Consider the following 17,535-nt stretch of genomic DNA (forward strand, 5'->3'; position numbering starts at 1 on the left):
ATGGCGTGTCGGGCCCGCGACCCGCGACGGTCACGCGAAGGACGGCCACCGGTCGGCTGCCCACGCCCGCCAGTCCGCCCAGCCAGGGGGCGGGCCGGCCGCCTCGCCGCCTCCCAGCTCCGACGCGTCGGGCTCCTCGAAGTGCGACCGCCCGTACATGATGTCCGCCTCGGTCATCGGGAGCGTCTCCGCACGAGCGGTGGCCCAGCGATGGGCGATCCGCGCGCGTTGGGTCTCCTCGTCCACCGCCAGATAGACGATGCGGAAGCACGCGCCTTCGGCCTCGACGAGCCAGCGGATCGCGGACCGTTCGTCCCGGGACCAACAACCGAAGTCCACCACCATGTTGGTCCCCGCCTTCACCGCCTCCAAGGCGAGCCAGAGCATGCGCCCCTCCAGCACGTCGCGCTTGCCGTCCGCCTCCGCCTCGCCGAACAGGGGAATCATCCACTCGTCAGGCGTCAACCGCAGCGCGCGGTGCTCCTCGGCGAGCTGCCGGGCTCTCGTGGTCTTTCCGGCCCCGGGGAGGCCGACCATCAGGAACAACGTGGTCACGTCGGGATCGTGTCAGGGTCCGAGGCGTACGACGACCGATTTCTCCACCGGATCACGGGCGGGTCGAGGGCACGGTGTCAGCGCCGGTGCCGTGCGCACGCCGGTGCGCTTAGGGTCGCGGGATGCATTCTCATCCGACTTTCGAGAACCCTCCCGCGCTCCCCCACGAAGTCGTGGCTGGGGCATGCCGCTCGGCGCTTCGGGCACCTGAGTGATGAAGCCGTGGCGCTGGCCCGGTCGTTGGCGGCACGGGCGGAGGCGGACCCGACGGATGTGGACGGCCGGGCCGGGGACGGTTACGACGATGTGCGGAGCTTTCTGCGGCTGTGGTGAGGGCCGGTCAGGAGACGTCGAGGGCGCCGACGAGGCCGGCGGTGGTGAACTGCGCCGCGTCGTCGAGGACGAGGAGCAGCACGGCGGCGGTGCCGGCCGCGACGGTCAGGCTCAGCGCACCCCGGGGACGCTCGGAGAGCCAGGAACGGACCAGGGACACGAGGGGGCACCTCTCGCCTCGGGAAGGACCACGAACAGGCACGACGTATGACATTCCAGACCTCGGCTCGGGCAGGTGACCCGCTCGTCGTGGCCGCCGGATTCCCGGCCCGTGCATGCGCCGATCCGGGCCTCTGCGGGCCCCGCAGCCGGGTCGCGTCGCGCGAGGCCGTGTGCTGTGCTGGAAGCAGCCGCAGGAAGGCACGCCGATGCGTCGCAGCCGGATCTCCGCCTTCGTCACCGCCCGGCCGCCCGCCCCTACCGGAGTCGGCGGAGGGCTGTTGCCCGCGCGGGATCTGGCGGGCGCCTGGATTCTGGTGGTCCTCATCGCGGTGCCCGCGTGGGTGCTGACGGTCGGGCAGGCCCGGGACATGGGGATCGAACCCGGCACGATGGGGATGGCGCTGCCCCTGTTCCTGCTGCTCTGGGTGACGATGATGGCGGCCATGATGCTGCCCTCCATGGCGCCGGTGGCGATCACGTGGGTACGCGGGATCGGCCGGCAGTCGTCGGGCTGGACCCGGGCCCTGCGCACCGCCGAGTTCGTGGGCGGTTACCTGCTGGTGTGGACCGCGTTCGGACTGCTCGCCTACGCGGCCCTGGCGTTCACCGGCGGCCTGGTGGACGACCACCCCACGGCCGGTCGCTGGATCGGCGCCATCGCCTTCCTGCTCGCGGGCCTGTACCAGCTGGGTCCCCTCAAGCACGTCTGCCTGCGGCACTGCCGGGACCCGCTGAGTCATCTGGTCCGGTACGCCGGCTTCCGCAGACCGGCCCGTGACCTGCGGGTGGGCGTCCATCACGGTGCGTACTGCGTCGGCTGCTGTGCGGGGCTGATGGTCGTCTTCGTTCCGCTCGGCATGATGAACGTGGCGGCCATGGCGGGACTGGCGCTGGTGATCTTCGTGGAGAAGCTGTGGTCCCGTGGCGTGCTGCTCAGCACGGTGGTGGGCGTCGTCTTCCTCGTCCTGGCGGCGCTGGCACCGTTCCAGGACTGGATGCTGCCGGGGCTGCAGGGGTCGATGCCGTCCATGGACGGCATGTGAGCCGACGGCATGCGAGCCGCCTGGGACGTGTCCCTGCGGGTCCGTGGGTGCCTGTGCGTGCTCGTGAGTTGCCTGCGAGTTCCTGTACGTGTCCGTAAGTGCCTGTGCGTATCAGTTCATGCCTGTACGTATCTTTTGGTACCCGTTCATGTCTCGTGACGATTCCGGTCCCTCCGCGGTGCTGCCACGCCGTGCCGTGGGGTGCAAGCTGGAAGGGAGGCCGTCTTCCGATCCGGGAACGGGCTCGGGACACGCGGTCTCGCCACTCCGAGTGAGCTCCTCCGAGTTCGGCTGGAGGGAAGCGAGATGACAGAGCAGGCCACCAGCGGCACGCGCTGGCACCTGGCCGGCGACTGGTTCGACGTGTGCAAGTGCGCCATCCCGTGCCCGTGCACGTTCGCGCAGCCCCCGACCTACGGCGATTGCGAGGGCGTCCTGGTGTGGCACATCCGGGAGGGCAACTTCGGCGAGGTACGGCTCGACGACCTCAATGTCCTGATGCTCGGCTCCTTCGAAGGCAACCCGTGGGCCGGTACGCATACCGACCCGTACGCCGCGGTGTTCCTCGACGAACGCGCCGACGATCGGCAGCGAGCGGCGCTCGGGGCGGTCTTCGGCGGTGAGGCGGGCGGCTGGCCGGCGGAGTTCGGGCAGATGTTCCACCCGGAGATGCGGGGCATGGACGTCGTACCCATCCACGTGGAGATCGACGAGGACCTCGCCACCTGGCGCGCCGAGATCCCCGGCCGCGTCACCGCGACCGCCGAGGCGCTCACCGGGCCGACCACCCCGGACGGCGCTCGCGTCCAGGTCCACAACGCCCCGGGCGCCGAGGTCGGGCCGGGCCAGGTAGCCACGTGGGGACGGGCCACCGTCGACCGCGCGGACGCGTTCGGCTTCTCCTGGGACCGCACCGGGAAGTCGAGCAAGTACTTCCCGTTCGACTGGAGCGGTTCTGACTGAAACGGCCGGGACTGAAACGGCCGGGACTGAAGCGGCCGTGGCTGAAGCGGCGGCCGCCCGGCTCGGCTCGGCTCGGGATGGGCGATGCCCCCGTTCAAGTCACTCGTCCTCTGGCGCCCGCATGCCTCGGGCTCGGGCGGTCTTCGTCGACGTGTCGGAGGCGAGGAGGTCAAGGACCTCGAGGGCTCGGGTCGGCTGGGTGGAGGAGGTGAGGACGCCAGCGCTGAAAAGGGAGCTGATGGCGGTGTCTCCGGGGAGGGGGCCGATGACCGCGACGCCCGGGAGGTCCATCAGTTCGCTGTGCTGCTGGAAGGCGAGGTCGGCCTGTCCGGAGGACAGCAGGTTGCCGGCGGGCACACCCGGCGGCGCCTGGACGAGGCGGCCTGCGAGCGTGTCGGTGAGGTCGAAACGGCTGATCAGGTCGATGAGGGCGGTTCCGCTGGGGCCTGTGGAGTAGGCGATGCTCCGCGCGGAGAGCAGGGCGGTACGCAGGTCGGACGCGGAGCCGAGGGCCGGGATCGGGGCCCCCTCCGGCACGGCGGCGACGACCTGGGAGATCCACAGGGGGCGCACGGTGTCCGGCAGGAGGTGTCCTTCCTTCGCCAGCGCGGACAGGGCCCCGTCGGCGAGGACGAGGAGGTCGGCCTCGGCGCCCTCGCGTACGCGCCGCGCGGTCTCGACGCCGCCGGCGGCCTCGAATCGAACGGGGATGCCGTGCGCGTTGCGGATGTGCTCGGACAGCTCGGCCAGGATCGGCCGGGTCGCCATCGAGGAGAGTCCGGAGATCTCTCGGTTCACAGAAGCCTCCATGGAGTGCGGCGGGCGGTACGGCGGGCAGTCGGGGCTGCTCGGCGCCGGTCTGCGAGACTGGCCGCGTGAGCGCGACCCAGATCTCGGCGGCAGGAAAAGTCCTCAAGGTCCTCTCGGCCTTCGACCGTGAGCATCCCTCGCAGACCCTGTCGGAGGTCGCTCAGCGTACGGGTCTCGCTCTGAGCACGACGCACAGGGTGGTGGCGGAGCTCGCGAGCTGGGGCGTGCTGGAGCGCGGTGAGGAAGGGGCCTGGCATGTCGGGCTGCGTCTCTGGGAGATCGCCTCGGGGTGCCCGCGCACGCAGATCCTGCGCGATGTGGCGCTGCCTTTCATGCAGGACCTCTACGAGGTGACCCACGAGAACATCCAGCTCGCGGTGCGCGAGGGCACGGAGCTGGTGTTCGTCGAACGGATCGCCGGGCACCGGTCGGTGGAGCTGCTGACCATGGTCGGGACCCGTTTTCCGATCGCCTCCACCGGGATGGGCCGGGTGTTGCTGGCGCACGCGCCGCGGGAGATCCAGGAGGAGGTTCTCGACTCGCCGCTGAGGGCCTGGACTCCCCACACCGTCGTCGACCCGAAGGCGCTGCGCACGCAGCTGGACCGGATCCGCCGCGAACAGGTCTTCGTCAGCGACCGTCAGCTCTCGGAGAGCACGGTCGCGGTGGCCACGCCTGTGCGGATCGGCCGGACGGGGCCGGTCAGCGCCTCGTTGGGGATCGTGATCACGGCGGACGGCGCGAGCCGCGCGCGCAGCCTGCGGGAGCCGCTCCTGAGGGCCGCGCACGGAATCTCCGACGAGCTGGGCCGCCGTACGCGCACGACTGCCTGAAGTGCCGGGGTACGCGTGCCACTCCCTGACCCGCCGGCGTCCGCGTACGACTTCCTGACCTGATGGCGTACGCGTACGACTGCCTGACGTACCGGCGCACGCGTGCCACTCCCTGACCCGCCGGCGTCCGCGCACGACCGGCCGGCTTGCGGGTCGGCTTCCGCCTGACGGAAACGCGGGCGACCGGTCGTGGCCCTTGCTGTCAACGTTCGACGTGTTCGGACCGTTCACAGTTGCTCAGGAGATGCCATGGCTGATGCCGTCGTCGACACCGTCGCCTCGGTTCCCGTCGCCGTCGTCGGTGCCGGCCCAGCGGGGCTGATGCTGGCGCACCGGCTGGGGCTCGCGGGAGTCGACACGATCGTGATCGACACCCGCACCCGGCGGGAGATCGAGACGACGCAGCGGGCGGGCATCCTGGAGGCCGACGCGGCGCGGGACCTGGTCGAGACGGGTGTATCCGACCGGATTCTGCGCGAGGGGCACGAACACGAAGGCACGGAACTGCGGTTCGGTGGGCGGGCGTACCGGATCCACTTCAAGGCGCTGGTCGGCGAGTCGGTGTGGCTGTACCCGCAGACCGACGTCTTCATCGATCTGGCGGACGCGCGGGAACGGGACGGCGGTGCGGTCCATTTCGGTGTCAGGGACACCGAGGTCCTCGATGTCACGACCGCTGCTCCGCGAGTGCGTTACACGGCGTCGGACGGGTCCCGGCACGAGATCCGCGCGCGGTACGTGGTCGGTGCGGACGGCTCGCGCAGCATGTGCCGCAACCTGGTGCCGGAGGACCGGCGGGTGCGCTACGGCAAGGACTACCCGTTCGCGTGGTTCGGCATCATGGCCGAGGCGCCGATGAGCGCGCCCGAGCTGGTGTACGCCCACTCGGAGCACGGGTTCGCGCTGATCAGCCAGCGTACCGAGCGCGTGCAGCGGATGTACTTCCAGTGCTCTCCCGACGAGTCCGTCGACGCCTGGCCGGACGAGCGCGTGTGGGAGACGCTGCAGGCGCGGGTCGCCGGCGATGACGGATTCCGCCTCAAGGAGGGCGCGATCCTCGAGAAGTCGGTGCTGCGGTTCCGGTCGTTCGTGCAGGAGCCGATGCGCTGGGGTTCGATGGCGCTCGCCGGGGACGCCGCGCACACGGTGCCGCCGACGGGTGCGCGCGGGCTCAACCTCGCGCTGCACGACGTGAAGGTCCTGGCCGACGTGCTGGTCCGGGCGCTCGGCGGCGAGGGCGAGGCGGCGCTCGACGACTACCAGCCGCGCGCGTTGCAGCGGGTGTGGCGGGCGCAGAACTTCTCCCACTGGATGACCCAGTTGCTGCACACGGCGCCCGGCGGCTCGGCGTTCGACCTGCGCCGCCAGCTCGGCGAGCTCGACAACGTCGTCGGCACCCGCGCCGGACGCGCCTATCTTGCCGAGCAGTACACCGGCTGGCCCGTCAGCGCGCGGGCCTGACCTCGACGACCTCAGGAGACAACTCATGATCATCGACTGCCACGGTCACTTCACGACGGCGCCGCCGCAGCTGGCGCAGTGGCGGGACCGGCAGGTGGCGGCCGTCGGGTCGCCCGCGGACGCGCCGGACCCCGACGACCTGGTCATCGGCGACGACGACCTGCGCCGGGCGATCGAGGACAACCAGCTGCGTCTCATGGACGAGCGCGGCAGCGACCTGACAATCTTTTCGCCCCGGGCCAGCTTCATGGCCCACCACATCGGCGACTTCCAGGTCTCCTCGACCTGGGCGCGGATCTGCAACGACCTGGTCCACCGGGTCAGCACGCTGTACCCCGACCGCTTCGCGATGGGTGCGATGCTGCCGCAGTCCCCCGGTGTCGACCCCGCGACCTGCGTGCCCGAGCTGCGCCGCGCCGTCGAGGAGCTCGGTGCGGTGACGATCAACCTCAACCCCGACCCGTCGGGGGGCGGTTGGACCGCGCCGCCGCTCACCGACCGCAGCTGGTATCCGGTCTACGAGGCGATGGTCGAGTACGACATCCCCGCCATGATCCACGTCAGCACCTCGTGCAATCCCGCCTTCCACACCACCGGCGCCCACTACCTCAACGCCGACACGACGGCGTTCATGCAGTTGGTCCAGGGCGACCTGTTCGCCGACTTCCCGACGCTGCGGTTCGTCATCCCGCACGGTGGCGGCGCGGTGCCGTACCACTGGGGCCGGTTCCGCGGCCTGGCGATGGCGCTGGGCAAGCCGGATCCCGAGGCGCTGCTCGACAACGTCTTCTTCGACACCTGCGTCTACCACCAGCCCGGTGTCGACCTGCTGACCCGGGTGATCCCCAGCCGGTCCGTCCTGTTCGCCAGCGAGATGATCGGCGCGGTCCGCGACGTCGACCCGCGCACCGGCCACCACTTCGACGACACGAAGCGGTACGTCGACGCCACCCCGCACCTGACGGACGAGGAGCGTGCCGCCGTCTACTCCGGCAACGCCCTGCGCGTCTACCCCCGTCTCGCCGCCCGCCTCGCCGCGGCCGGCCGCTGAACCCAGGAGAAGTACGCATGCAACACACCGAGCTCGGCATCGTCCACACCAGGACCGAACGGGCCGATCCGGAGGCCGTCGCCGCACTGTCGAAGTTCGGCGTCGCCACGATCCACGAGGCCATGGGCCGGGTCGGACTGATGCGCCCCTACCTGCGGCCCGTCTACCCGAAGGCCCGGATGTGCGGCACGGCCGTGACCGTACTGCTCCAGCCCGGCGACAACTGGATGCTCCACGTCGCCGCCGAGCAGATACAGGACGGGGACGTCGTCGTGGCGGCCTGCACCACGGAGAGCGAGGACGGTTTCTTCGGCGAGCTGCTCGCCACCTCGTTCCGCGCCCGCGGCTGCCGGGGCCTCGTCATCGACGGCGGTGTCCGCGACGTCGCCGACCTGGAGGGGATGGACTTCCCGGTCTTCTCCCGCGCGGTCAACGCCAAGGGCACGGTCAAGGCCACCCTCGGTTCCGTCAACGTGCCCGTGGTCTGCGGCAACGCCCTCGTACGGCCCGGTGACGTGGTCGTCGCGGACGCCGACGGCATCGTCGTGGTGCCGCGCGAGCGGGCCGCCGAGGTGGCGGCCGCCTCCGCCGCGCGCGAGGCCAAGGAGGAGGACAAACGCGCGCAGTTCCGGGCGGGCACGCTCGGCCTGGACATCTACGGGATGCGCGGCCCGCTGGCCGAGCTCGGACTGCGGTACGAGGACTGACGATGACGACGAGTTCCGAGAAGACCCCCGGCTGGCTGGACTGGTACGCGGATCCGAGCAGGCCGCGGTTCCGGCTCCCCGAGGGCGCCGTCGACGCGCACTGCCACGTCTTCGGGCCCGGCGCCGAGTTCCCGTACGCGCCCGAGCGCAAGTACACGCCGTGCGACGCGTCCAAGGAGCAGCTCTTCGCGCTCCGCGACCACCTCGGCTTCGCCCGCAACGTCGTGGTGCAGGCCACGTGCCACGGCGCGGACAACTCCGCCATGGTCGACGCCCTGCGGGCGTCCGGGGGACTTGCGCGGGGTGTGGCGACGGTACGGCCCGACGTCTCGGACGCCGAGCTGCGGGAGCTGCACGAGGCCGGTGTACGCGGCGTGCGGTTCAACTTCGTCAAGCGGCTCGTCGACGCCGCGCCGCGGCAGGACCTGCTGGACGTCGTGGAGCGGATCGCGCCCCACGGGTGGCACGTCGTCGTCTACTTCGAAGCGGCCGATCTGGCCGACCTGCGTGACTTCTTCCTGTCGATCCCGGTCCCGGTGGTCGTCGACCACATGGGGCGCCCCGACGTCGCCGAGGATCCGGACGGCCCGGAGTTCGAGGCGTTCCTCGACTTCATGCGGGCGAGGCCGGACATCTGGTGCAAGGTGAGCTGCCCTGAACGGCTGTCGGTGAGCGGGCCGCCGGCCCTCGACGGTGAGCGGTCGGCGTACCGCGACGTCGTCCCGTTCGCCCGGCGCGTGGTCGAGGAGTTTCCCGACCGGGTGCTGTGGGGCACCGACTGGCCGCACCCCAACCTCACCGGTCACATGCCGGACGACGGGCTGCTCGTCGACTTCGTCCCGTGCATCGCGCCGACGCCGGAGCTCCGGCACAAGCTGCTCGTCGACAACCCGATGCGCCTGTACTGGCCGGACGCCGGCTGACCTTCCTCACGATGGGAACCTGACCATGTCACTGGACAAGACCTACCGGCTGGTCCCGGGGACGACCGTCTTCGACGCCGAGCAGTCCGCCAAGGGCTACCACCTCAACCAGTTCTGCATGTCGCTGATGACCGCGGAGAACCGTGCGGCCTACCTCGCGGACGAGCGCGGCTACCTGGACGCGTGGCCGTTGCGGGAGGAGCAGAAGCAGGCGCTGCTCGACCGCGACCTCAACGCCGCGATGCGCGAGGGCGGGAACATCTACTTCCTCGCCAAGTGGGGTGCGACGCTGGGGTTCTCCTTCCAGCAGATGGCGGGCTCGATGACCGGGATGACCGAGCAGGAGTACCGCGACATGATGGTCGGCGGCGGCCGCCCGGTCGAGGGGAACAGGATCGACCACGCCGTGCTCGACGCGGCCTACGCGGACCGGAAGGCCCCTGCCGAGCACGCCACGATCACCGGCGCCGTCTTCACCTCGCACGTGCCGGCGATCGGTGCGGCGATGGACCACGACAAGACGGACGAGCCGTACTGGAAGCCGCTGTTCGAGGGGTACGACCTCTCCAAGGATTGGGAGAAGGAGAACCTCCCCGACGTGGTCTTCCTGGTCTACAACGACCACGCCTCCTCGTTCGACCTGTCCCTGATACCCACGTTCGTGCTCGGTACCGGTGCGGCGTATCCGACGGCGGACGAGGGGTACGGGCCCCGGCCCGTTCCCGGCATCGAGGGCGACCCCGACCTCGCCGCGCACATCGCGCACTCGCTCATCAGGGACGACTTCGACCTGACGCTCGCCAACGAGATGACCGTCGACCACGGCCTGACGGTCCCGCTGTCGTTGATGTTCGGCGACGTCGAGAAGTGGCCGTGCAAGGTGATCCCGTTCCATGTCAACGTGGTCCAGTACCCGGTGCCGTCGGGCGCCCGCTGCTTCGCCCTCGGTCAGGCACTGCGGAAGGCGATCGAGTCGTACGACCGGCCGCTGAAGGTCCAGGTGTGGGGCACCGGCGGCATGAGCCACCAGCTGCAGGGATCGCGCGCGGGCCTGATCAACCGCGAGTGGGACAACGCGTTTCTCGACCGGCTGGTCGAGGACCCGGCCGGTCTCGCGCGGGTGCCGCACCTGGAGTACGTCGAGGAGGCCGGCTCGGAGGGCATCGAGCTGGTCATGTGGCTGATCGCCCGCGGCGCCCTGAGCGACGTCGACGGCTCCGGCCGGGTCGAGGTCAAGCACCGCTTCTACCATGTGCCCGCGTCCAACACGGCCGTCGGCCACCTGATCCTCGAAAACCACCCGCGGGCCGAGCAGCCCGCCGAAGGAGTGAACTGACATGACCGACGACCGAACCCTGCGGGTGGCCCTGGCCGGCGGAGGAGCCTTCGGCGCCAAGCACGCGGCCGCGCTCCGGCGGATCGACGGCGTCGAGGTGACCGCCGTCGTGAGCAGCACCCTCGAAAGGGCGCAGAAGTTCGCCGCGGAGCAGGGCGTCGGCCGCGGCGTGGCGTCCCTGGACGAGGTGCTGGCGATGGACGACATCGACGCCGTCATCCTCGCCACCCCGACGCAGATGCACGCCGCGCAGACGCTCGCCTGTCTCGACGCGGGCAAGCACGTCCAGGTCGAGATCCCGCTGGCCGACTCCCTCGCCGACGCGGAGGCCTGCCAGGCCGCGCAGGAGCGCACCGGGCTGGTCGCGATGGTGGGGCACACACGGCGCTTCAACCCGAGCCACCAGTGGGTGCGGCGCCGGATCCAGGCCGGTGAGTACGGCATCCAGCAGATGGACGTGCAGACGTACTTCTTCCGCCGCACCAACCTCAACGCGCTGGGTCAGCCTCGCTCGTGGACGGACCACCTGCTGTGGCACCACGCGGCGCACACCGTCGACCTGTTCGCGTACCAGACGGGCTCGCCGATCGTGCAGGCCAACGCGATCCAGGGCCCGATCCACCCCGAGCTCGGCATCGCGATGGACATGTCGATCCAGCTGCGCGCGGAGAGCGGCGCCCTGTGCACGCTGTCGCTGTCGTTCAACAACGACGGGCCGCTCGGCACGTTCTTCCGCTACATCGGCGACACCGGCACGTACATCGCCCGCTACGACGACCTGTTCACGGGCAAGGACGAGCCGATCGACGTCAGCGGTGTCGACGTCTCGATGGACGGCATCGAGCTCCAGGACCGCGAGTTCGTCGCCGCGATCCGCGAGGGGCGCGAGCCGAACTCCTCGATCGCCCAGGTGCTTCCCTGCTACCGGACGCTGGCGGCCCTGGAGGCACAGCTCGCCGCCGCCTCGGGCTCGTGAGCACGCCGCCGACGGCCGGGCCGGGCCGTACACCGCGCCGGATCGGGCCCTTCGAGGTCCCGTCGATCGGCCTGGGCTGCATGAACGTCAGCCACGCCTACGGCGTCCCCGCGACGCCGGAGGCCGCCGAGCGCCTCCTCCGGACGGCACTGGAGGAGGGCGTCACCCACTTCGACACGGCCGCGCTCTACGGCTTCGGCGCCAACGAGGAGCTGGTCGGCCGGGTGCTCGCCGCCCACCGCGAGCGGATCGTGCTGGCCAGCAAATGCGGCATGACAGGTGTCGACGGCCGGCGCGTCATCGACGGGCGACCGGAGACCATCCGACGTACCGCCGACGAGGCGCTGGCCCGGCTGCGCACCGACGTCATCGACCTCTACTACCTCCACCGCCTCGACCGGGCGGTCCCGGTGGAGGAGAGCGTCGGGGCGATGGCCGAACTCGTCACGGCCGGCAAGGTACGCGCGCTCGGCCTCTCCGAGGTGTCCGCACCGACGCTGCGCCGGGCGCACGCGGTGCATCCCATCGCCGCGCTGCAGAACGAGTACAGCCTCTGGTCGCGCAACCCCGAGCAGGGCACCCTGGCCACCGCCCACGAGCTGGGCGTAGCCCTGGTGGCCTTCAGCCCGTTGGCCCGCGGGTTCCTCACCTCGGCGCCGCCGGACCTCGGCGGGCTTCCCGCCGGCGACATCCGGCGGGGCATGCCCCGTTTCGACGACCGCCACTACCCCGGCAACCTGCTCCTGCGGCGCGAGCTGGAGCGGATCGCCGGGGAGGCCGGCGTCACCCTCGCACAGTTGGCCCTGGCGTGGGTCGTCTCGCGGGGTCCGCACGTCGTCGCCATCCCCGGTACCCGATCGGTGTCCCACCTCCGGGAGAACCTGGCGGTACTCGACGCCGTCGTACCCTCCGAGGTCCTCGACGCGGCGGGCCGCGTGCTGAACGCCTCGACCGTCCACGGGCCCCGCTACAACGAGGCCGCCCTCGCCGAGATCGACACCGAACGCTGCGGACGCGCGGGCTGAGCCAGGTCCGGGGCACCGGGCCGACCTCCGGGTCGGTACCGTGCCCCGGGCCTCGTCGGCACGGGCCTCTTCGGCCCGGGGCACGGGGCGCGGGGCGCGGGGCCCCAGGATGTCCCTCGACGAACCGCCGTCGGGACCGATCGTCGTGATCGACGCCGAGCGGATCGTCCACACCGAGCGCTGGCTGCCTCGCGAGGGCTTCGCACCGCGTCGGTTCTGGACCCGGTCGGACGGCCGGCAGGGATCCGGTCGCCGCCCGCGTCGGATCCGTGACCCGCATCCGGGGCCTATCCGCGGCCCGTCGTCGTCGGTCGCCAGCCGCAGCGGCCGGTTCCGTCCCTGCCGCTCCTCGGCCAGGATCCCGCCGCTCACCAGGCGGTCGAGGTGCGCGCTGGCCGTGGACCGCGCGACGCCGGCGGTGCGGGCCGGCTCCGACGCGGTCCAGGCCCGGCCGTCCAGCAGCGCCAGGAAGAACGCTGCGCGGGTGCGGTCCGCGAGGAGCCCCGCGAACTCGGCGAGGTCGGGACCGGCGGCGTGGGTTCCGTGGAAGTCGGTCACCCGTAGAGTCTCGTGCGGTGACAGTTCGGCCGTCGACGAAGGGTCCCGACTCTAGGGTCACGGTCATGACGACAGCGACTCACACGCCCTCGCACACGGTGATCACCCCGAGCATTCTCTACTTCGGCACTCCGGTCGCCCTGCTGACCACGGAGAACGAGGACGGCTCCGCCAACCTGGCGCCGGTCTCCTCCGCGTGGGCGCTCGGGCAGACAGTGGTGCTCGGCCTCGGCGCCGACGGCCGGACCGCGGCGAACCTCGCCACTCGGCCGGACCTCGTGATCAACCTTCCCTCGCCCGATCTCTGGGAGGCCGTGGAGCGGCTCGCCCCGCTCACCGGCTCCTTCCCCGTGCCCGAGGCCAAGCGGGTACGGGGCTACCGCTACGAGCCCGACAAGTTCACGGCGGCCGGCCTCACCCCCGTACCGTCCGAAACGGTGCGCGTGCCGCGCGTCGCCGAGTGCCCGCTCCAGCTGGAGGCCCGGGTCCGGCACAGCTCACCGGACGCCGAGGGTCACTTCCTGATCGTGGAGTGCGGGGTCGTACGCGTGCACGCCGACCGGCGGATCGTCGTGCCGGGCACCCAGCACGTCGACCCCGCGCTCTGGAGCCCGCTCATCTTCAACTTCCGCCACTACCAGGGCCTCGCTCCCGAACTCGGCCACTGCTTCACCTCCGAGACCCCCACCGGGCGATGACGGGCGCGAGGCGCGAGCGCGTACGGCTCGCACCGGTCGCCGCGGGGGTGGTCGTCACCGTCTTGGACGGCCTCACGCATCGTCGGCAGCAGGTCCACCATGGCGAGCAACTCGTCCAGGTCGACCATGCCGTCACCGTCCGTGTCGACGTGGGCCGCGAGGAGGTCCCACCAGCCGAGCATGACCGAGTCCACGCGCGCGGCCAGTTCGGATCCCGGTCGCACGCGGGGCAGGCCTCTCCAACGTTCGGCGAGGGCCTCGAAGTCGCTCCGGTCCAGGTAGCCGTTTCCGTCGGCGTCGAACGCCCGGAACATGTTCACGAGTTTGTCGCGCTGGAACTCACTGGCCATGGTCGGTCCTCCTGTCGGGGTCACCGTCGATCCTGCCCGTGCCGACTCCCGCCCCAACGGCGCCTGACGGCACGAAAGGGCGCGCCCGCCGCCCACTCGCGCACCCGACACCTCGCGCGCTCCCGTTTACCGGCTCCGGTCCACCCGGGGGACTGCCGAATGCCGGACCGAGAGAGACGGAGAAGTGTCTTGCGTCCCGCCGTCCTCCTGCAGTGGGCTGTCCGCCATGAAGAAGCGAAGTGTTGCGGCACTGACTGCGGCCCTGGCCGTGGCACCCCTTCTGGCAGCCGGAGTACCGGGTCAGCGCGCGATGGCCGCCGAATCCGGCGCCGACGGTTCCTCGTCCCGCGCCGGATCGACGGTCCTGCGCGGGATCGACCTGGATACGGTGACGATCCCCGAGCTCCAGGCACGCATGAGGCGCGGTGACCTGACCTCGTCGCAGCTGACCCTCGCGTACCTCCAGCGCGTCAAGACCGTCGACCCGAAGATCAACGCGGTCCTGCGCACCAGCCCCACGGCGCTGAGCCAGGCGCTCGCCAGCGATGTCCGACACCGCCTCGGAAAGGTCCGCGGCCCGCTCGACGGCATTCCCGTCCTGCTGAAGGACAATGTGAACACCCGCGACATGCCGACGACCGCCGGCTCGCTGGCTCTGGCCGGCAGCCCACCCACCACGGACGCCGACCTCGTCACGAGGCTGCGTGCGGCCGGGGCCGTGATCCTCGGCAAGGCCAACATGTCGGAATGGGCCAACTTCCGCGCGGCCAAGCCGACATCAGGCTGGTCCGCGGTCGGAGGGCAGACCCACAACCCGTACGTCCTCGACCGCAACCCCTGCGGCTCGTCCTCCGGATCGGCCGCCGCGCTCGCCGCGTCGCTCGCGCAGGTGGCGATCGGCACCGAGACGGACGGTTCCATCGTGTGCCCGGCCGGAATGAACGGCGTCGTCGGCCACAAGCCGAGCCTCGGACTCGTCAGCCAGTCCGGCGTCGTCCCGATCTCCGCCGAGCAGGACACCGCCGGCCCCATGGCCCGCAACGTCATCGACACCGCCCTCACCCTCTCGGTGATCAGCGGGGCCGACACCGCGGGCACCGACGCCGCCTTCGGCCTCACGGCGGCCACGCAGCCCGCGGGCCTGCGCGGCAAGCGCATCGGCCTGTGGCGACTCCCCTCCCTCGGCCCCGACGTCGACGCCCTGATGACCCGCACCGCCTCCCGGCTCCGTGCGGCCGGCGCCCAGGTCATCGAGGTCACCCCGCCCTACCAGGCCAGGCTCGCCGAGCTCGAGTTCCCGGCACTCCTCAGCGAGTTCCACCGGGACATCGACACCTACCTCTCCTCCCGCAACGGCCCCCGCGACCTCGCCGCGCTCATCGAGTTCAACCGCACCCACCCCGCCGAACAGACCTGTTTCTCCGGCCAGGAACTCTTCGAACTGGCCCTTGCCGCGCCCTCCACCACAGACCCGCGCTACCAGGCCATGCGCGCCGAACTCGACGACCTCTCCCGCCGTTCCATCGACGAGACCATGGCCGCCCACCACCTCGACGCCATCGCCTCCCCCACCAACCCTCCCGCCTGGACCACCGACTGCTCCCGCGGCGACAACGACGTCATCCCCTCCTCCACGCCTGCCGCCGTCTCCGGCTACCCCTCCCTCTCCGTCCCCGCCGGCTTCGTCGGCGAACTCCCCGTCGGCCTCCTCCTCATGTCCGGCAACCACCAAGACGCCCGGCTCCTCGCCCTGGGCGCGGCAGTGGAACAACGCCTCGACGCGTGGCGCGCCCCGCGTTACCTGCCGTCGCTCCCGTCCGGCACCGCCGGCTGAACGAACGGCGTGCTGAGGGCAGGGGCCGGGCGCGGGCCCGATCGCGGGGCGGGACTCGACTGCGGAAGGGTCGTGAGCCACGCCGGGACATGTCAGAGGCCTCTGCCACCATCACGTTCATGACCGACACCGACGACCTCCTCCGACGCATCGCCACACGCGCCGCCGCCGACAGCGAGGACCTCCCCGCACCCGTCAGCGCAGAGAACCTCATCCAGGCCGAGGCCCGACTGGGCTTCGCCCTCCACCCCCTCCTCGCCCGCCTGTACCGCGAGATCGCCGATGGCGGCTTCGGTCCGGACTACCAGCTCCTGCCGCTCCTCGGACCAGGCGAATCCGTCGTCACCGAATTCCTCGCCCGCCGCGCGGCCTCCGCGACCACGGAACACCCCGAATGGCCGGACGGCGTCGTCCCCGTCCTCTCCTGGGGCTGCGGCATGTACGCCGGCGTCGACTGCCTCGACGAGGACGGCCAAGTCCTGCTCTTCGAGCCGAATCCGTACAGCGGCGGCTCGTGGGCCCCCTGCTGGTTCCTCGACTCCGCCAGTCTCGCGACCTGGCTGGACACCTGGCTCGCGGGAACGGGCTGGTTCGAGGAGGACGCCGCCGACCGGGACGACGTCCCCGAACCGCAACCCTGGCCCCAGGCGACGGACCGCCTGGCTTCCGCCGCGTAGGACGTGCCCGCCTTCGCACCGAGGAGGAAGAGGAGACGACGACGGACCTCGGTACCGCTTACGGCGCGGACCCCGACGCGCTCGACGGCCCCTTCACAGCCCGGGGACCCCGATTCGCCGCATGTGCATTTCGGAACGGACGAGTTCGAGGAGACGGCCGGTCCAGTTGCGGCCGCGGCCGCCGTTGTCGCCCCAGTAGGTCGAGTTCAGGTCGTCGTGGACCAGGGTGGCGCCGTCCGTGGCCAGCAGGATCTCGGCCAGCTCGGGATGCTGGTCGTACTTGGCGCGGAGCAGCCTCGTCATGACGGCGATGCGGACGTCCTCCCAGCCCTCACGGCGAGTCGCCGCGGCCGCGAGCTCGCATGCTGCGGCGGCGGTTTCCGCTGCCGTGATCGCGCTGCGGACGTCCGGCTGAGTGACCGACAGGGCCCAGTAGGCGTGGGTGACGGAGGGGTAGACGACCTCCCCGACGGTGATGGGGGCGGGGTAGCCGTTGCGCAGACCGAGGCGGCCGGGATCGGCCACCGGCCTCTTCGGATCCGAGTGATGAAGGTGCACCGCCGGGGCGTACGAGGCCTCCGGTCCGTCTACGGGGATGCGGGCCTCGTACTTCGCAGTCCAGCGGGCCCGGTCCTCGAAGTACGCAAGGGCCCTGGCGTAGTTCTCCTGCGAGACCGGCGGGTCACCCGGCAGGTACGTCTGGCCCCCTGGCCCTGCCACCAAGACCCGCAGCGGCCAGTCCTTGCTGTCCATGTCGCCCAGCGCGTAGCGGCGCCGCGAGATCGGGATGGCCAGGAACGCGGTGTGCGCCGCCGCCCGGTTCTCCTCCGTCCGATCGGCGAGGAAGGCGTCGACCGCGGCCAGACAACGGCCGGTCGAGTCCGGCCGCTTGTTCAGCTGGTCGATGGTGTCGCGGACTTCCGCGACCACCAGTTCGGGCGTCAACCGACTCCGCGACCCGCTGAACTTCCAACGCGCCAGATCATGCGCGGACGCCTCGGCCCCGTCCGGGAAGCTGGTGGCCACCCACCCCGCCCGGAGCTTCTCCTCGAACTCCTCGACGGTGACCAGGCCCCAGCAGTCGATCAGCCCGTCGGCGTAGATGAAGAGGTCGGTGAGGAAGTAGCGGCCGTTGCGGATGAAGGCGTGCCGCCAGGTGCCGGGTATTTGGACGCCGTCCACGGTGCGATAGGTGATCCGTTTGCCGATCATCCCGTGATTGTGCCGCAGTGACCGCCGA

At 71.1% G+C, this 17,535-nt stretch carries 17 protein-coding genes and 2 pseudogenes; 13 read left to right on the forward strand and 6 right to left on the reverse strand.

Going from position 1 to position 17,535, the window contains the following annotated elements:
* Nucleotides 1–30 precede the first annotated feature (30 nt).
* Both OO54_RS30020 and OO54_RS46020 read right to left on the reverse strand, forming a co-directional pair.
* Nucleotides 31–555: a P-loop nucleotide/nucleoside kinase family protein gene (locus OO54_RS30020; protein WP_033208607.1), complete on the reverse strand. Its 525-nt coding sequence runs from the start codon at nucleotides 553–555 to the stop codon at nucleotides 31–33.
* Nucleotides 556–895: 340 nt separating this feature from the next.
* Entirely contained in the window at nucleotides 896–1,048 is a 153-nt protein-coding gene (locus OO54_RS46020) for a hypothetical protein (protein WP_157856530.1), read from the reverse strand.
* Between the two features lie 208 nt (nucleotides 1,049–1,256).
* Between OO54_RS46020 and OO54_RS30030 the strand changes: the two genes are divergently transcribed.
* Together OO54_RS30030 and OO54_RS30035 are read left to right on the forward strand one after the other, a co-directional pair.
* Nucleotides 1,257–2,093: a DUF2182 domain-containing protein gene (locus tag OO54_RS30030; protein ID WP_033208613.1), complete on the forward strand. Its 837-nt coding sequence runs from the start codon at nucleotides 1,257–1,259 to the stop codon at nucleotides 2,091–2,093.
* A gap of 306 nt (nucleotides 2,094–2,399) precedes the next feature.
* Nucleotides 2,400–3,056: a DUF1326 domain-containing protein gene (locus OO54_RS30035; protein ID WP_033208616.1), complete on the forward strand. Its 657-nt coding sequence runs from the start codon at nucleotides 2,400–2,402 to the stop codon at nucleotides 3,054–3,056.
* A gap of 99 nt (nucleotides 3,057–3,155) precedes the next feature.
* On the opposite strand, the gene OO54_RS30040 is transcribed toward OO54_RS30035, so the two are convergent.
* Nucleotides 3,156–3,854 carry a substrate-binding domain-containing protein gene (locus tag OO54_RS30040; RefSeq protein WP_051787277.1) on the reverse strand — a complete coding sequence of 233 codons (699 nt, stop codon included), beginning with the start codon at nucleotides 3,852–3,854 and terminating at the stop codon, nucleotides 3,156–3,158.
* Nucleotides 3,855–3,931: 77 nt separating this feature from the next.
* On the opposite strand from OO54_RS30040, the gene OO54_RS30045 reads away from it, so the two are divergent.
* The 8 genes from OO54_RS30045 to OO54_RS30080 all read left to right on the forward strand — a co-directional run bounded on the left by OO54_RS30045 (nucleotide 3,932) and on the right by OO54_RS30080 (nucleotide 12,178).
* Nucleotides 3,932–4,699: an IclR family transcriptional regulator gene (locus OO54_RS30045; protein ID WP_033208618.1), complete on the forward strand. Its 768-nt coding sequence runs from the start codon at nucleotides 3,932–3,934 to the stop codon at nucleotides 4,697–4,699.
* 249 nt (nucleotides 4,700–4,948) lie between these two features.
* Complete coding sequence (locus OO54_RS30050; protein WP_033208621.1) at nucleotides 4,949–6,160, forward strand: 4-hydroxybenzoate 3-monooxygenase; 1,212 nt, start codon at nucleotides 4,949–4,951, stop codon at nucleotides 6,158–6,160.
* 25 nt (nucleotides 6,161–6,185) lie between these two features.
* Complete coding sequence (locus tag OO54_RS30055; protein WP_033208624.1) at nucleotides 6,186–7,211, forward strand: amidohydrolase family protein; 1,026 nt, start codon at nucleotides 6,186–6,188, stop codon at nucleotides 7,209–7,211.
* A 17-nt stretch (nucleotides 7,212–7,228) separates the two neighbouring features.
* Complete coding sequence (gene ligK, locus OO54_RS30060) at nucleotides 7,229–7,918, forward strand: 4-carboxy-4-hydroxy-2-oxoadipate aldolase/oxaloacetate decarboxylase (protein WP_033208626.1); 690 nt, start codon at nucleotides 7,229–7,231, stop codon at nucleotides 7,916–7,918.
* A 2-nt stretch (nucleotides 7,919–7,920) separates the two neighbouring features.
* Nucleotides 7,921–8,841, forward strand: coding sequence for an amidohydrolase family protein (locus tag OO54_RS30065; RefSeq protein ID WP_033208629.1), 921 nt, complete (start codon nucleotides 7,921–7,923; stop codon nucleotides 8,839–8,841).
* A 25-nt stretch (nucleotides 8,842–8,866) separates the two neighbouring features.
* Entirely contained in the window at nucleotides 8,867–10,177 is a 1,311-nt protein-coding gene (ligA, locus tag OO54_RS44040) for a protocatechuate 4,5-dioxygenase subunit alpha (protein WP_078905404.1), read from the forward strand.
* A 1-nt stretch (nucleotide 10,178) separates the two neighbouring features.
* On the forward strand, nucleotides 10,179–11,153 hold the full coding sequence (locus OO54_RS30075) for a Gfo/Idh/MocA family oxidoreductase (protein ID WP_033208633.1): 975 nt from the start codon (nucleotides 10,179–10,181) through the stop codon (nucleotides 11,151–11,153).
* Nucleotides 11,150–12,178: an aldo/keto reductase gene (locus OO54_RS30080; RefSeq protein WP_051787278.1), complete on the forward strand. Its 1,029-nt coding sequence runs from the start codon at nucleotides 11,150–11,152 to the stop codon at nucleotides 12,176–12,178. The genes OO54_RS30075 and OO54_RS30080 overlap by 4 nt, the downstream gene beginning before the upstream one ends.
* A gap of 305 nt (nucleotides 12,179–12,483) precedes the next feature.
* On the opposite strand, the pseudogene OO54_RS44050 reads toward OO54_RS30080, so the two are convergent.
* Nucleotides 12,484–12,736 (reverse strand): annotated as a pseudogene (locus OO54_RS44050) (ArsR/SmtB family transcription factor); the annotation flags it as partial.
* Nucleotides 12,737–12,801: 65 nt separating this feature from the next.
* Between OO54_RS44050 and OO54_RS30085 the strand changes: the two are divergent.
* The gene (locus tag OO54_RS30085) at nucleotides 12,802–13,434 is read left to right on the forward strand and encodes a flavin reductase family protein (RefSeq protein ID WP_033208636.1); all 633 of its coding nucleotides are present in this window, start codon (nucleotides 12,802–12,804) and stop codon (nucleotides 13,432–13,434) included.
* Between the two features lie 65 nt (nucleotides 13,435–13,499).
* Here OO54_RS30085 and OO54_RS30090 read toward each other — a convergent pair.
* Nucleotides 13,500–13,784 (reverse strand): annotated as a pseudogene (locus OO54_RS30090) (EF-hand domain-containing protein); the annotation flags it as partial.
* Nucleotides 13,785–14,010: 226 nt separating this feature from the next.
* Here OO54_RS30090 and OO54_RS30095 point away from each other — a divergent pair.
* Both OO54_RS30095 and OO54_RS30100 read left to right on the forward strand, forming a co-directional pair.
* Complete coding sequence (locus tag OO54_RS30095) at nucleotides 14,011–15,618, forward strand: amidase (RefSeq protein WP_033208639.1); 1,608 nt, start codon at nucleotides 14,011–14,013, stop codon at nucleotides 15,616–15,618.
* A 119-nt stretch (nucleotides 15,619–15,737) separates the two neighbouring features.
* Nucleotides 15,738–16,295, forward strand: coding sequence for an SMI1/KNR4 family protein (locus tag OO54_RS30100; RefSeq protein WP_078905408.1), 558 nt, complete (start codon nucleotides 15,738–15,740; stop codon nucleotides 16,293–16,295).
* Nucleotides 16,296–16,388: 93 nt separating this feature from the next.
* On the opposite strand, the gene OO54_RS30105 is transcribed toward OO54_RS30100, so the two are convergent.
* Nucleotides 16,389–17,507, reverse strand: a complete 1,119-nt coding sequence (locus OO54_RS30105) for an NADAR family protein (protein WP_033208643.1) — start codon at nucleotides 17,505–17,507, stop codon at nucleotides 16,389–16,391.
* Nucleotides 17,508–17,535 lie beyond the last annotated feature (28 nt).

Source organism: Streptomyces wedmorensis (genome assembly GCF_000716445.1).
Classification (GTDB): Bacteria; Actinomycetota; Actinomycetes; order Streptomycetales; family Streptomycetaceae; genus Streptomyces; species Streptomyces wedmorensis.

Coding starts and splice junctions, on each gene's coding strand:
- OO54_RS30105 (WP_033208643.1), bottom strand. CDS start 17,507: ATGATCGGCAAACGGATCACCTATCGCACCGTGGACGGCGTCCAAATA.
- OO54_RS30030 (WP_033208613.1), top strand. CDS start 1,257: ATGCGTCGCAGCCGGATCTCCGCCTTCGTCACCGCCCGGCCGCCCGCC.
- OO54_RS30050 (WP_033208621.1), top strand. CDS start 4,949: ATGGCTGATGCCGTCGTCGACACCGTCGCCTCGGTTCCCGTCGCCGTC.
- OO54_RS30100 (WP_078905408.1), top strand. CDS start 15,738: ATGACCGACACCGACGACCTCCTCCGACGCATCGCCACACGCGCCGCC.
- OO54_RS30055 (WP_033208624.1), top strand. CDS start 6,186: ATGATCATCGACTGCCACGGTCACTTCACGACGGCGCCGCCGCAGCTG.
- OO54_RS30075 (WP_033208633.1), top strand. CDS start 10,179: ATGACCGACGACCGAACCCTGCGGGTGGCCCTGGCCGGCGGAGGAGCC.
- ligK (WP_033208626.1), top strand. CDS start 7,229: ATGCAACACACCGAGCTCGGCATCGTCCACACCAGGACCGAACGGGCC.
- OO54_RS30065 (WP_033208629.1), top strand. CDS start 7,921: ATGACGACGAGTTCCGAGAAGACCCCCGGCTGGCTGGACTGGTACGCG.
- OO54_RS30085 (WP_033208636.1), top strand. CDS start 12,802: ATGACGACAGCGACTCACACGCCCTCGCACACGGTGATCACCCCGAGC.
- OO54_RS30035 (WP_033208616.1), top strand. CDS start 2,400: ATGACAGAGCAGGCCACCAGCGGCACGCGCTGGCACCTGGCCGGCGAC.
- ligA (WP_078905404.1), top strand. CDS start 8,867: ATGTCACTGGACAAGACCTACCGGCTGGTCCCGGGGACGACCGTCTTC.
- OO54_RS30095 (WP_033208639.1), top strand. CDS start 14,011: ATGAAGAAGCGAAGTGTTGCGGCACTGACTGCGGCCCTGGCCGTGGCA.